This window comes from Paracoccus kondratievae, assembly GCF_009301415.1.
Lineage (GTDB): Bacteria > Pseudomonadota > Alphaproteobacteria > Rhodobacterales > Rhodobacteraceae > Paracoccus > Paracoccus kondratievae.
Map to the genome: position 1 here is coordinate 1,962,769 of NZ_CP045072.1, position 13,153 is coordinate 1,975,921.

The 13,153-nt window shown below is 62.5% G+C and carries 13 protein-coding genes; 3 read left to right on the plus strand and 10 right to left on the minus strand.

Translation table 11 applies throughout. The features are described 5' to 3' along the window. A complete protein-coding gene (infB, locus tag F8A10_RS09840) occupies positions 1 to 2,541 on the plus strand; it encodes a translation initiation factor IF-2 (RefSeq protein WP_010393530.1) in 2,541 nt (846 codons plus the stop codon). Between the two features lie 137 nt (positions 2,542 to 2,678). Here the strand turns inward: infB and F8A10_RS21680 are convergent, their stop codons facing one another. From F8A10_RS21680 to F8A10_RS09855, 4 genes are all read right to left on the minus strand, one after another. Continuing rightward, positions 2,679 to 2,807, minus strand: coding sequence for a hypothetical protein (locus F8A10_RS21680; protein ID WP_010393528.1), 129 nt, complete (start codon positions 2,805 to 2,807; stop codon positions 2,679 to 2,681). Between the two features lie 119 nt (positions 2,808 to 2,926). Next, the gene (mutT, locus tag F8A10_RS09845) at positions 2,927 to 3,325 is read right to left on the minus strand and encodes an 8-oxo-dGTP diphosphatase MutT (RefSeq protein WP_010393526.1); all 399 of its coding nucleotides are present in this window, start codon (positions 3,323 to 3,325) and stop codon (positions 2,927 to 2,929) included. Beyond that, positions 3,322 to 4,731 (minus strand): bifunctional glutamate N-acetyltransferase/amino-acid acetyltransferase ArgJ, encoded by a 1,410-nt coding sequence (gene argJ, locus F8A10_RS09850; RefSeq protein WP_152367210.1) that lies wholly within the window; start codon positions 4,729 to 4,731, stop codon positions 3,322 to 3,324. Before argJ ends, mutT begins: the two co-directional genes overlap by 4 nt. Positions 4,732 to 4,734: 3 nt before the next feature. Then, complete coding sequence (locus F8A10_RS09855; RefSeq protein ID WP_010393522.1) at positions 4,735 to 5,574, minus strand: peptidylprolyl isomerase; 840 nt, start codon at positions 5,572 to 5,574, stop codon at positions 4,735 to 4,737. Between the two features lie 207 nt (positions 5,575 to 5,781). Here F8A10_RS09855 and secA point away from each other — a divergent pair, with 207 nt between their 5' ends. Beyond that, a complete protein-coding gene (gene secA, locus F8A10_RS09860; protein ID WP_010393520.1) occupies positions 5,782 to 8,487 on the plus strand; it encodes a preprotein translocase subunit SecA in 2,706 nt (901 codons plus the stop codon). A gap of 52 nt (positions 8,488 to 8,539) precedes the next feature. Here secA and F8A10_RS09865 read toward each other — a convergent pair whose 3' ends face one another. After that, on the minus strand, positions 8,540 to 9,259 hold the full coding sequence (locus F8A10_RS09865; RefSeq protein ID WP_152367211.1) for a response regulator: 720 nt from the start codon (positions 9,257 to 9,259) through the stop codon (positions 8,540 to 8,542). Between the two features lies 1 nt (position 9,260). After that, positions 9,261 to 9,773: a MarR family winged helix-turn-helix transcriptional regulator gene (locus tag F8A10_RS09870; RefSeq protein ID WP_010393516.1), complete on the minus strand. Its 513-nt coding sequence runs from the start codon at positions 9,771 to 9,773 to the stop codon at positions 9,261 to 9,263. Between the two features lie 152 nt (positions 9,774 to 9,925). Between F8A10_RS09870 and F8A10_RS09875 the strand changes: the two genes are divergently transcribed. Then, on the plus strand, positions 9,926 to 10,795 hold the full coding sequence (locus F8A10_RS09875; protein ID WP_010393514.1) for a branched-chain amino acid aminotransferase: 870 nt from the start codon (positions 9,926 to 9,928) through the stop codon (positions 10,793 to 10,795). Positions 10,796 to 10,865: 70 nt separating this feature from the next. On the opposite strand, the gene F8A10_RS09880 is transcribed toward F8A10_RS09875, so the two are convergent. The 4 genes from F8A10_RS09880 to lptB all read right to left on the minus strand — a co-directional run bounded on the left by F8A10_RS09880 (position 10,866) and on the right by lptB (position 13,152). After that, the gene (locus F8A10_RS09880; protein WP_010393509.1) at positions 10,866 to 11,057 is read right to left on the minus strand and encodes a hypothetical protein; all 192 of its coding nucleotides are present in this window, start codon (positions 11,055 to 11,057) and stop codon (positions 10,866 to 10,868) included. Positions 11,058 to 11,132: 75 nt separating this feature from the next. Further along, on the minus strand, positions 11,133 to 11,597 hold the full coding sequence (locus tag F8A10_RS09885; protein ID WP_010393508.1) for a PTS sugar transporter subunit IIA: 465 nt from the start codon (positions 11,595 to 11,597) through the stop codon (positions 11,133 to 11,135). 82 nt (positions 11,598 to 11,679) lie between these two features. Next, the gene (hpf, locus tag F8A10_RS09890) at positions 11,680 to 12,255 is read right to left on the minus strand and encodes a ribosome hibernation-promoting factor, HPF/YfiA family (RefSeq protein WP_010393507.1); all 576 of its coding nucleotides are present in this window, start codon (positions 12,253 to 12,255) and stop codon (positions 11,680 to 11,682) included. Between the two features lie 162 nt (positions 12,256 to 12,417). Further along, positions 12,418 to 13,152 carry an LPS export ABC transporter ATP-binding protein gene (gene lptB / locus F8A10_RS09895; protein ID WP_010393506.1) on the minus strand — a complete coding sequence of 245 codons (735 nt, stop codon included), beginning with the start codon at positions 13,150 to 13,152 and terminating at the stop codon, positions 12,418 to 12,420. Between the last annotated feature and the right edge of the window lies 1 nt (position 13,153).

A 13,153-nucleotide genomic window follows, 5' to 3' on the forward strand; every position in this document is an offset into this window, starting at 1 on the left:
ATGAGCGATAGTGACGGAAAGAAACCCCTGGGTCTTGGCGGCGGCCGTTCGGGCCATGTGAAGCAAAGCTTCAGCCACGGTCGGACCCATAACGTGGTCGTCGAGACCAAACGCAAGCGCGTGGTCGTACCCGGCAAGACCGGAGCGGCTGGCGGCGCACGCGCAGGTTCGCCCTCGGCCGTGTCGGGCGACCCGTCGAAGCGCCCGGCCGGGATCTCGGATGCCGAGATGGAGCGCCGTCTGGCTGCTCTCAAGGCCGCCAAGGCCCGCGAGGTCGAAGAGGCTGCGCAGCGTGCTGCCGAGGAAAAGGCCCGCGAGGAAGAGCGCGAACGCCGCCGGCTGGAAGCCGAGGCCAAAGAGCGTGAAGAGCGTGAGCGTGAAGAAGCCCTGCGGCTGAAAGCCGAAGAGGATGAGCGCCGTGCCCGCGAGGCCGAGCTGCGTGAAAAGAAAAAGGCCGAGCTTGCCAAGCCCAAGGCAGCGCCGCGCCCGGCGGCCCCCGCCGACCGTGCCGCTGCCGAGGCCGCAGCCGTCCGCGCCGAAACCAAGGGCGTCAGCGCCGCTGGCCCGCGCAAGACCGACCGCGACCGCGACCCCCGCGGCGGGGCGGACGACCGCGACAGCCGTGGCAAGGGCCGCGAGGACAGCCGCCGCACCGGCAAGCTGTCGCTGAGCCAGGCACTGGATGGTGAAGGCGGCCGCCAGCGCAGCCTTGCCGCGATGAAGCGCAAGCAGGAAAAAGCCCGGCAGAAAGCCATGGGCGGCAACCAGCGCGCCGAAAAGCAGGTCCGCGATGTCCAGTTGCCCGAAACCATCGTGGTCTCGGAACTGGCCAACCGCATGGCCGAACGCGCGGCTGACGTCGTCAAGGTCCTGATGAAAATGGGCATGATGGTCACGGCAAACCAGACCATCGACGCCGACACCGCCGAGCTGGTGATCGACGAATTCGGCCATCGCGCTATCCGTGTTTCAGATTCCGACGTCGAGCAGGTGATTGATCAGGTCGAGGACCAGCCCGAGGATCTGAAGCCGCGTCCCCCCGTGGTCACCATCATGGGCCACGTCGACCACGGCAAGACCTCGCTTCTGGATGCGATCCGCAAGACCAGCGTCGTCACGGGTGAGGCCGGTGGCATCACCCAGCATATCGGCGCCTATCAGGTTAAGACCGAATCGGGTGCGACGCTGACCTTCCTCGACACGCCCGGCCACGCGGCGTTCACCTCGATGCGCGCCCGTGGTGCGCAGGTGACGGATATCGTCGTTCTGGTGGTTGCCGCCGATGACGCAGTGATGCCGCAGACGGTCGAGGCGATCAACCACGCCAAGGCCGCCAAAGTGCCGATGATTGTCGCGATCAACAAGATCGACAAGCCCGAGGCCAACGCGCAAAAGGTCCGCACCGACCTCTTGCAGCATGAGGTCGTGGTCGAGGCGATGTCGGGCGACGTGCAGGATGTCGAGGTTTCGGCCAAGACCGGCAAAGGTCTGGAAACGCTTCTGGAAGCCATCGCGCTGCAAGCCGAGATCCTTGAGCTTAAGGCCAATCCGGACCGTCCCGCTCAGGGCGCGGTCATCGAGGCCAAGCTGGATGTTGGCCGGGGCCCGGTTGCCACGGTTCTGGTCCAGCACGGCACGCTGAAGCGCGGCGATATCTTTGTCGTCGGCGAACAGTGGGGCAAGGTGCGCGCGCTGATCAACGACAAGGGCGACCGTATCGACGAAGCAGGCCCCTCGGTTCCGGTCGAGGTTCTGGGCCTGAACGGCACGCCCGAAGCGGGCGACGTGCTGAACGTGGTCGAAACCGAAGCCCAGGCGCGCGAGATCGCCGATTACCGTATTCAGGCAGCCAAGGACAAACGCGCCGCTGCCGGTGCCGCGATCACCCTTGACCAGATGCTGGCCAAGGCCAAGGCGGATGAAAACGTCGCCGAACTGCCCGTGGTCATCAAGGCCGACGTGCAGGGTTCTGCCGAGGCGATCGTCCAGGCGCTGGAAAAGATCGGCAACGACGAAGTACGCATCCGCGTGCTGCATTACGGCGTCGGCGCGATCACCGAATCGGATGTCGGTCTGGCCGAGGCCAGCCGCGCTCCGGTCATCGGCTTCAACGTCCGCGCCAATGCCCCGGCCCGCAATGCTGCCAACCAGAAAGGGGTCGAGATCCGCTATTACTCGATCATCTACGATCTGGTTGATGATATCAAAGCGGCGGCTTCGGGTCTGCTGTCGGCCGAGGTGCGCGAAACCTTCATCGGTTACGCCGAGATCAAGGAAGTGTTCCGCGTCTCGGGCGTCGGCAACGTCGCCGGCTGTCTGGTCACCGAAGGTGTGGCGCGACGCTCTGCCGGCGTGCGTCTGCTGCGCGACAACGTGGTGATCCACGAAGGCACGCTGAAGACGCTCAAGCGCTTCAAGGATGAGGTCAAAGAGGTCCAGTCCGGTCAGGAATGCGGTATGGCCTTTGAAAACTACGACGACATCCGCAAAGGCGACATCATCGAGATCTTTGAGCGCGAGGAGGTACAGCGTCAGCTGTGATACTGCGCAGAATGAGACAAAAGGGCGGGCCTGCGGGTCCGCCCTTTTCATATCCGCCGCCCCTTGCGCGGGCATTGGCGCAAAAAAACGGGGCCCGACAGGGGCCCCGTTTCAGCATTCCAGATAGTTCGCTTGCCTCAGGACAAGACGGGTTTGCCCTCATAGGTCTTGGTGCCTACCCGGACGACAATGTTCCCATTCGCCTGCTGCCGCTCAAAAACACCTTGAACAGAAATGCAGCTACCGATCGTGATCGTGCGAATCATGTCCAATCTCCTCCTCTTGAGGATTTCAGGATTGTCACAAATTCGTTAAATGTTAATCGGGAATGTGCAAATATACTGCAAGTTGTTGATATGATCCCCGCTCGCGTGACCGATATGTCTCATATCCAGTCACGCAGGATGGGAATTAGCGGCAAATCAGCGGGTGGCATCGGGTATTTGTTCAATTCCGAGGCACGCGCCCAGGACAGTTTTTGCCCTTCACGAGGCATTGGCACGCCCTGCCAGCGCCGGCAGGCATAAAGCGGCATCAGCAGATGGAAATCTTCATAGGCGTGGCTGGCAAAGGTCAGAGGCGCAAGACAGGATTGCCATGTCTCGATCCCCAGCTCTTCGTGCAGTTCGCGGATCAGCGCGGCTTCGGGGGTCTCACCCGGCTCGACCTTGCCGCCCGGAAACTCCCACAGGCCCGCGAGGGACTTGCCCTCGGGGCGCTGTGCCAGCAGGACGCGACCGTCGGTGTCGATCAGAGCGACGGCCGCAACAAGCACCATTTTCATGAGCGGTAATCGGCGTTGATATCAATGTAGCGATGCGTCAGGTCGCAGGTCCAGACCGTGCGCTGCCCCTTGCCCAGCCCCAGGTCGACGCCGATGATCAGGTGGTCGCGCTTCATATAGGCGCTGGCGGCGGCCTCGTCATAGCTGGGCGCGCGCCAGCCTTTTTCGGCCAGGACCATGTCGCCAAAGCGGATGCACAGCCGGTCGCGGTCAGCCTTGGCACCGGACTTACCGACGGCCATGACCACGCGGCCCCAGTTAGCATCCTCACCGGCGATGGCGGTTTTCACCAGCGGCGAATTGGCGATAGCCATGGCCACGCGATGCGCGTCGGTATCATTGGCCGCACCGGTGACCTGCACTTCGACGAATTTGGTCGCACCTTCGCCGTCACGGACCACCTGCTGGGCAAGATCCAGCATCACCTGCGACAGCGCTTTGCCAAAGGCCCGCGCCGGGGCCGAACGCAGATCGGTGATCGGCGCAGCCCTGGACTTGCCGGTCGCGGCAAGGATCAGCGCGTCCGAGGTCGAGGTGTCGCTGTCCACGGTGATCGCGTTAAAGGTCTGATCCAGGCGCGACGACAGCATCCGTTGCAACATCGCCGGCGCGATCTGCGCATCGGTAAAGATATAGACCAGCATCGTCGCCATATCCGGCGCAATCATGCCCGAACCTTTGGCGATGCCAACGATGCTGATCGGCCCGCCCTCACCCTGAATGGTCGCCGAAGCACCTTTCGGGAAAGTGTCGGTGGTCATGATGGCACGCGCCGCATCCGCCGCACCCGAGACGTCCAGACTGGCCGCCAGATCGCCGATAACGGCGGTGATGCGCTCGGCCGGCAGCGGCTCGCCGATCACCCCGGTCGAGGATGAGAACACCCGCTCACGCGGCACGCCCAGCGTCTTGGCGACGCCACCGGTGACAGTATCGACCGCCTCCTGGCCCAGCCGGCCGGTAAAGGCATTGGCATTTCCCGAGTTCACGATGATCGCCGCGCCTTTGGCCGTGTCCTGTTTCAGCGCCAGCTTGGCCTGACAGTCCAGAACGCAGGCCGCACGGGTCGAGGATTTGGTGAACGCGCCCGCGATAGCCGTACCCGGCGCCAGCCGGACCAGCATGACATCGGTACGGCCCTTGTATTTGACCCCTGCGGCACCGGCGGCGAATTCCACCCCCTCGACCACCGGCAGATCGGGAAACCTGGCCGGCGCCAGCGGAGAGACCGGGTTCCCGGGCTTGGCCACCGCCCCGATCGCGGCACCTGCGGCCGCACCTGCCCGGGCCTCGATGCCGGCTGCGGCCTCTTTCAGCGCAGATTTCAGCTTTTTCAGCTTTTTCTTTAGCGTCTTCAGCTTTTCAGCATCGGAAAGGCCGGACTTCTTGTCATCGGTCTTGGCCATGGCTCACTCTCCAAGGATGTCGGTCTTGTTCAGCAGATCGGGGGTCAGGCCTTCGGTCTTTTCGATCTTGGCCTCGCCCACGCGTTTTTCGATCTCGGCCTGCACACGGTCGCGACGGACCTGCACGGCAAGTTGTTCTTTGACCTCTTCAAAGGCGGGCGGAGTGACCTCGCGGGTGTCGTTCAGCTTGATAACATGCCAGCCGAACTGGGTCTCGACCGGCTCAGAGACCTGACCCTTTTCCAGCTTCTTCACCGCTTCGGCAAAGGGCTCCACCATCTGCTCGGGCTGGAACCAGCCCAGATCGCCTTTGTTAGGACCCGAGGTGTCGGTCGATTTCTCTTCGGCAAGCTTGCCGAAATCGGCGCCCTCAGCCAGTTCCCTGGCGATGGCGTCGGCCTCTTCCTTGGTTTTCACCAGGATATGGGCGGCGCTATATTCCATGCGCGGGCCGGCATCTGCACCAATTGCCTGATCGTAGGCGGTTTTCAGCTCAGCCTCGGTCGGCTCGGCAGCGGCGACCTTTTCCAGCACCGAACCGGCCAGATAGGCGCGCTTTTCGATCTCAAGCGCCACGGTATCGCGCTTGCTCAGCGGCTCGGCCCCCTGGGCAACGGCGGTCTGGCGGATCATCTGGTCCAGCATCAGATCCCACAGCGCCGTATCGGGCAGGCCCTGCGTGGCCTGAGGGTCCAACCCGTCGCGCATGGCGATCATCTGGCCAAGGGTGATCGTCTCGCCATTGACGGTGGCGACAACGGTATCAGCGTCCTGCGCCCAGACGGGCAGACCCGACAGGACCCCCGACATCAGCACCGAGGCAGCGAGAAGCGGTTTCAGCATGGTCTTCCCTTTCATGGGACGGCGCGTCCACATACAGGTGAACGGGCGCAAGCGTTGACAGTGGGGCAACCGGGGCATACATCCGGCTCAACCGAAAATGCGCGCCCGTCGCCGTTTTTCCGGCCCCGTGATAGGGCAAGGCGAATGGTGCCGGCAAGTGGGCGGAACGTCCGGCGCAGCCCCAGATACGCGATTTTGAAGGTTCATATGCTCGGCATCGGAAACTTGGCGAAACTGGTCTTTGGAACACCCAACGACCGCAAGGTGAAATCAGTCCGCCCCCTCGTGGCCCAGATCAACGCGCTGGAAGAGGAGTTCCGTGCGCTCTCCGATGCCGAACTGATCGGCAAGACCCGCGAATTGCAGGGCCGGGCGCAATCGGGTGAGGATCTGGACAAGCTTCTGCCCGAAGCCTTTGCCAACTGCCGCGAGGCAGCGCGCCGGGCACTTGGCCTGCGCGCCTTTGACACCCAGCTGATGGGCGGGATCTTTCTGCATCAGGGCAATATCGCCGAGATGAAGACGGGCGAGGGCAAGACGCTGGTCGCGACCTTCCCGGCCTATCTGAACGCGCTGGCGGGCAAGGGTGTGCATGTCGTCACCGTCAACGACTATCTGGCCAAGCGGGACGCACATTGGATGGGCAAGGTCTTTGCCCAGCTGGGCATGACCACCGGCGTCGTCTACCCTTTCCAGCCCGACGAGGAAAAGCGCGCCGCCTATCAGGCCGACGTGACCTATGCCACGAACAACGAGCTGGGCTTTGACTACCTGCGCGACAATATGAAGGGCTCGATTGATCAGATGGTCCAGCGCGGGCATTTCTACGCCATCGTGGACGAGGTTGACTCGATCCTGATCGACGAAGCTCGGACGCCGCTGATCATCTCGGGGCCAAGCCAGGACCGCAGCGAGCTTTACAAAACGCTCGACAAGTTCATCCCTGAACTGACGCCCGAGCATTACAAGCTGGACGAAAAGTCCCGCAACGCCACCTTTAGCGAGGAAGGCAACGAATATCTGGAAAAGCGGTTGCAGGCGGCGGGCGTGCTGCCCGAGGGGCAGACGCTTTACGACCCCGAATCGACCACCATCGTCCACCACGTCAATCAGGCCCTGCGGGCGCATAAACTGTTCCAGCGCGACCAGCATTACATCGTCCGCGACGATGAGGTCGTACTGATCGACGAGTTTACCGGCCGGATGATGAAGGGCCGCCGCCTTTCGGACGGGCTGCATCAGGCCATTGAGGCCAAGGAAGGCGTCGCCATCCAGCCCGAAAACGTCACGCTGGCCTCGGTTACCTTCCAGAACTACTTCCGGCTTTATGACAAGCTGTCGGGCATGACCGGCACTGCCGCCACCGAGGCCGAGGAATTCGCCGAGATCTATAAGCTTGGCGTGGTCGAGGTTCCGACCAACCGCCCCGTGCAGCGTATCGACGAACATGACCGCGTCTATCGCACCGCGGCCGAGAAATATGCCGCCGTGATCGAAACGATCAAAGAGGCACATGCCAAAGGTCAGCCGATCCTTGTCGGCACGACCAGCATCGAAAAATCCGAGATGCTGTCGCAGATGCTGAACAAGGCTGGCATCCCTCACAACGTTCTGAACGCCCGCCAGCACGAGCAAGAGGCCAAGATCGTCGCCGATGCCGGCAAGCTGGGCGCGGTGACCATCGCCACCAACATGGCCGGCCGCGGGACCGACATCCAGCTGGGCGGCAACGTCGAGATGAAAGTGCTTGAGGCGCTGGCCGAAGACCCCGAGGCCAACCCCGACGAGATCCGCGCCCGGATCGAGGCCGAACATGCCGCCGAAAAGCAGGCGGTACTAGAGGCCGGCGGCCTGTTCGTTCTGGCAACCGAACGCCACGAAAGCCGCCGCATCGACAACCAGCTGCGCGGCCGTTCGGGCCGTCAAGGCGACCCCGGCCGTTCGCTGTTCTTCCTGTCGCTGGAAGATGACCTGATGCGCATCTTTGGCTCTGAACGGCTGGACAAGGTTCTGTCCACCTTGGGCATGAAAGAGGGCGAGGCGATCGTTCACCCCTGGGTCAACAAATCTCTGGAACGCGCACAGGCCAAGGTCGAGGGCCGCAACTTTGACATCCGCAAGCAGCTGCTGAAATTCGACGATGTGATGAACGACCAGCGCAAGGCGATCTTCAGCCAACGTCTGGAAATCATGCATACCGAAGAGGTCGGCGATATCGCAGCGGATATGCGCTCGCAGGTGATTGACGATCTGATTGATGAATATCTGCCGCCCCGCGCCTATGCCGAGCAATGGGACGTCAAGGGTCTGCATGACGCGGTGATCGACAAGCTGAACATGGATCTGCCCATCGCCGATTGGGCGGCCGAGGATGGTGTCGATCAGGACACGATCCACGAGCGTATCCAGCAGCACACCGATTCCTATATGGCGCAAAAGGCCGAGCAGTTCGGCCCGGAAAACATGCGCCAGATCGAAAAGCAGGTTCTGCTGCAACAGATCGACAGCAAATGGCGCGAGCACCTGATCACGCTAGAGCATCTGCGCTCGGTCGTGGGCTTCCGCGGCTATGCGCAGCGCGATCCGCTGTCGGAATACAAGACCGAAGCGTTCCAGCTGTTTGAATCCATGCTTGACGGTCTGCGCATTGATGTGACGCAGCAGCTGGCCCGTATCCGTCCGCTGACCGATGCCGAACGCGAACAGATGCTGCGCGAATACCAGCAGCAGCAGGCAGCGGTGCAAGAGCAGATGCACCCTGAGCATGAAGAGGCCGAGGGCGGCGAAGTCTCGGGCCGAGTGGCGGGCTTTGACGAGACCGACCCCACCACATGGGGTAATCCGTCGCGCAACGATCCCTGCCCCTGCGGCTCGGGCAAAAAGTTCAAACACTGCCACGGCGCGCTGGCATGAATTAAGGGGCCCCCGGGCCCCTTTTTCATATCGTTACGGTGCTGGCGGCCGCCTAGTCGGGTACCAGCATATACCCCGTGCCACGCACGGTCTGCAGATAGCGCGGCTCTTTGGGATCAGGCTCGATCTTGCGGCGCAGGCGAGTGATCTGCACGTCGATGGCGCGTTCGGAATTCTCACCCGCATCCTCGGCCGGGCTGCGGCCCAGATCCTCGATCAATTCGGTGCGGCTGACCGGCTGGCGCGGCGTATCGGCCAGTCGTTTCAACAGCGCCTGCTCGGTCCCGGTCAGGCGCAAGGGGGTCTCACCCTGCCACAGCTCGCCCTTGTCGGCGTCATAGCGCAGCGGACCAAGGAACAGGAACTTTGGCCCCTTTGTCTCGGCCGCAGGCATGCGGCGCAGGATGGCAGCAATGCGCAGCAGCAGTTCGCGCGGCTCAAAGGGCTTGGGCAGATAGTCGTCCGCGCCGCTTTCAAGCCCTTCGATCCGGTCCTCGGTCTCGCCCTTGGCGGTAAGCAACAGGATCGGCGTGTTCATACGCTTGCGCAGGTCGCGGGTCAGCGCAAACCCGTCCTCGCCCGGCATCATCACGTCAAGCACGATCAGGTCGAAATCCAGACCACCAAGCAGGCGCCGTGCATGGGCGGCGTCACGCGCGGTAGTGACCAGAAAATCGTTGCGCAGCAAAAAGCGGCGCAAGAGGCTGCGGATACGCTCGTCATCATCGACGACCAGAATATGGGGCGCGGGCTGCGAGTCGGGATTGGTCATGTCACTCGGGCATTTCCCTTAGCGCGTGATACTGGCGCAGGGTTTCCTGGTCCATCATCGCCTCAAGCACCTGGCGAAAGCCAGCCACCGCCTGCGGTCCGGCGGCACGATAGGCGGCGCGCATACGGGCACGCTGCGCCTCGGACAGCCGGCGTTCAAGCAGCGCGCCCTTTTCGGTCAGGTAAAGCTGCCGCTCGCGCCGGTCACGGCGACCAATACGGCTTTCAACCAGCCCGTCCTCGATCAAGGTACGCAGCACACGGTTCAGCGACTGCTTGGTCACACCCAGCACATCCAGCAGCGCCGTCACCGTCAGACCTGGCTCGCGATTGATGAAATGGATCGCGCGGTGATGGGCGCGGCCATAATCAAGCTCGGTCAGAATCATGTCGGGATCGGCGGTAAAGGCCCGATAGGCGAAAAACATCGCCTCGATGCCGCGACGAAGCTGGTCGTCGGTCAGAAACAGCAGGTTTTCGCCCCCCGCCGGCGCAGCGCCCACCTTGTCCTGCATGACTTCTCCGTAAACCATTACCTTGTATTACGTCAGACTTGTTGACTTTCCAACCATGAATGGATAGCCCGGACGTCAAGTTGCGCAACTTTCTTTGCCAGACAGGGTAATGAAACGCAACATTCCGAACACATAACCGGCCGGAGGGAAAAATGGCGGGCGCATATGATGATCGTGACGGCAAGATCTGGATGGATGGCAAGCTGGTCGATTGGCGGGATGCCCAGGTGCACATCCTGACCCACGCCCTGCATTATGCAAGCTCGGTCTTTGAAGGCGAACGTTGCTACAACGGCAAGATCTTCAGGGGGCATGAACATTCGCTGCGTCTGATCGAATCGGCCCGGCTGCTGGACATGACCTCGCCCTATACCGCTGAAGAGATCGACCGCGCCAAGGATGAGGTTCTGGCCGCAAACGGGTTCAAGGACGCCTATGTCCGTGCGGTTATGTGGCGTGGCTCGGGCGAGGATATGGGGGTTTCGGCCCGCCGCAACCCGGTGCGCATGGCTGTCGCCGCCTGGGAATGGGGCAGCTATTACGGCGATGCGAAATGGCAGGGCGCCAAACTTGACATCGCCAAGTGGAAACGCCCCAGCCCCGAGACGATCCCCACCGCCGCCAAGGCCGCCGGGCTTTACATGATCTGCACCATGTCCAAACACGCCGCCGAGGCGAAAGGCTGCTCGGATGCGCTGTTCATGGACTGGGAGGGCTATGTCGCCGAGGCCACCGGCGCCAACATCTTCTTCGTCAAGGATGGCGAGGTGCATACGCCGCTGGCCGACCGCTTCCTGAACGGCATCACGCGCCAGACCGTCGTCCAGATGCTCAATGACAAGGGCATCGCCGTGCATGAACGCCGCATCCGCCCTGAAGAGCTGGCGGATTTTCAGGAATGCTTCCTGACCGGCACCGCGGCCGAGGTGACCCCGGTCGGGCAGATCGGCGACTGGCATTTCCAGGTCGGCGACACCACCCGCAAGATCGCCGAAGAATATGAACAGCTGGTCCGCGCCTGATCGCAGATCGCAGGACAAAAAACCGGCCGGGCCCTGACGCCCGGCCGGTTTTCACTTGCGGGTTACGGGATCAGACCCGATGACCCCGCTCGATCCGGGCGAATTCCGCAGCACGGCGATTCGCCGCCTCGTCACGGGCACGGGGCCGCGTGCGCAGCGTGATAATGGACGGGTGAAGGCCGGATTCGCGTTCCTGCCGCGTGAAATATTGCGTGCGGCCGGAACTGCTTTCCTGACTTCGGTCAGCGATATGTCTGGTCATGTTCGGTCTTCCTCCTGCAACAGAGTATAGCGCGAATGCGCGGGCATTTCACCCCTTGGCCCGCGACAGCTGACCTCAGGCCGCCTTGATGCCCGGCGCAGCGGCCAGCATGGCATGCAGCGCCACCGGGTCCTCATTGGCACGCAGCTTGGCGCGCAGGTCCTGATCACGCAACGTGCGTGAGACCAGCGCCAGCGCCTTGAGGTGATCAACGCCCGAGTTCTTGGGCGCCAGCAACGCAAAGATCAGATCCACCGGCTGGCGATCCACCGCGTCGAAATCCAGCGGCTTTTCCAGCCGCAGGAACAGCCCGACCACGCGATCCAGCCCGTGCAGCCGCGCGTGCGGCAACGCCACGCCATGCCCGACGCCGGTCGGCCCCAGGCTTTCGCGTTCCTGCAGCGCGTCCAGCGTCTGCGCCGCGTCCACACCATAGACCGCCCGCGCCTGTTCGGCGATTTCCTGAAACAACCGCTTCTTGCTGGTGGTCTGGCTCATCGTCCGCACTGCGGCAGGGGAGAGAATGTCGCTGATCTGCATGTCGCCCGAAATTGTCAGGTCCCGGCCGCGGGCTGCGCGACCGGGACGATTGGTTCAACAAGACTGCCCGTCTGGTACCAGTCTAGCTCAAGTTGCGGGGGTCGATCCAGCCTACGTTACCGTCATCGCGACGATGAACCACGTTCACGCCCCCATGTTTCTCGTTCCGAAAGACCAGCAGCGGGCTGCCGGCCAGTTCCATCTGCATCACCGCCTCGCCAACCGACAGGGTGGGCACGCGGGTCTCCATCTCGGCGATGATCATGGGCTGCAGGCCGTTTTCCTGCGTTTCCCATTCGTCCTCATCGGCGGCAAGCACATACATCCCCGCCTGTTCGAATTCAACCGGCTGGGTCCGATCCTTGTAATGGTCCTTAAGACGGCGCTTGTAGCGGCGCAGCTGCTTGTCCATCCGCTCGCGGCATTGTTCGAAAGCCGCATAGATATCCGTGGCGCTGCCCTTGGCCTGAACGGTCAGCCCGGTTGAGAGATGCACCACGGCGTCGCATATGAATTCATGCGCGTTACGGGAAAAGATGACCGTCGCATCCGTAGGGCGTTGCGAATACTTTTCGATGGTCACGCCAAGCTCGGTCTTGACATGAGTCGAAAGCGCCTCACCTACGTCGATCTGTTTTCCGCTGATCTGGTAGCGCATGGTCTTCGTCCTTTCGGTTGCCCGGGCTGTGGTTGCGGCCCTTGCGAGGAGCCTGGCGTCCGGGGTTTTCCGACCGTGCTTTCGTGCCCGGTCATATCCTCATTTGGTGACAGCCGCGGCCTTGTGTCAACGGCTGCGCAGAGGATCGGCACGTCCCTGCGTTCAGTTCATGCGGAAGGTTTCGCCCAGATAGACGCGACGGACCTGAGGATCGGCGACGATTTCTGCGGTAGAGCCGGATTTCAGTACATGTCCGTCATGCAGAATATAGGCACGGTCGACGATCTCCAGCGTCTCGCGCACGTTGTGATCGGTGATCAGAACACCGATGCCGCGGCTTTTCAGGTCATGGACCAGTGAGCGAATCTCGCCCACGGCAATCGGATCGACACCGGCAAAGGGTTCATCCAGCAGCAGATAGGCCGGATCGGCTGCAAGGCAGCGCGCGATCTCGACCCGCCGCCGCTCCCCCCCCGACAGCGCCATGGCCGAGGCGCCGCGCAAATGGCCGATCGAGAAATCGCCCAACAGCTCTTCAAGCCGTTCGCGGCGCTGATGGACATGCGGCTCGACCAGTTCAAGGACAGCCATGATGTTCTGCTCGACCGTCAGGCCGCGAAAAATCGACATTTCCTGCGGCAGATAGCCGATCCCCATACGGGCGCGCTGATACATGGGCAGAACAGTCACATCCTGTCCGTCGATCAGCACCTGACCCGAATCGGGGGCGACAAGGCCTGCCACACAGTAAAAGCAGGTCGTCTTGCCCGAGCCGTTCGGCCCAAGCAGCGCCACCACCTCGCCCCGGTCCAGATCCAGTGCCACGTCCCGGATAACCGGGCGCTTGCGATAGGATTTGCGCAGCCCGCGGACGCGCAGCCCCAGTTCCCCGGCCATA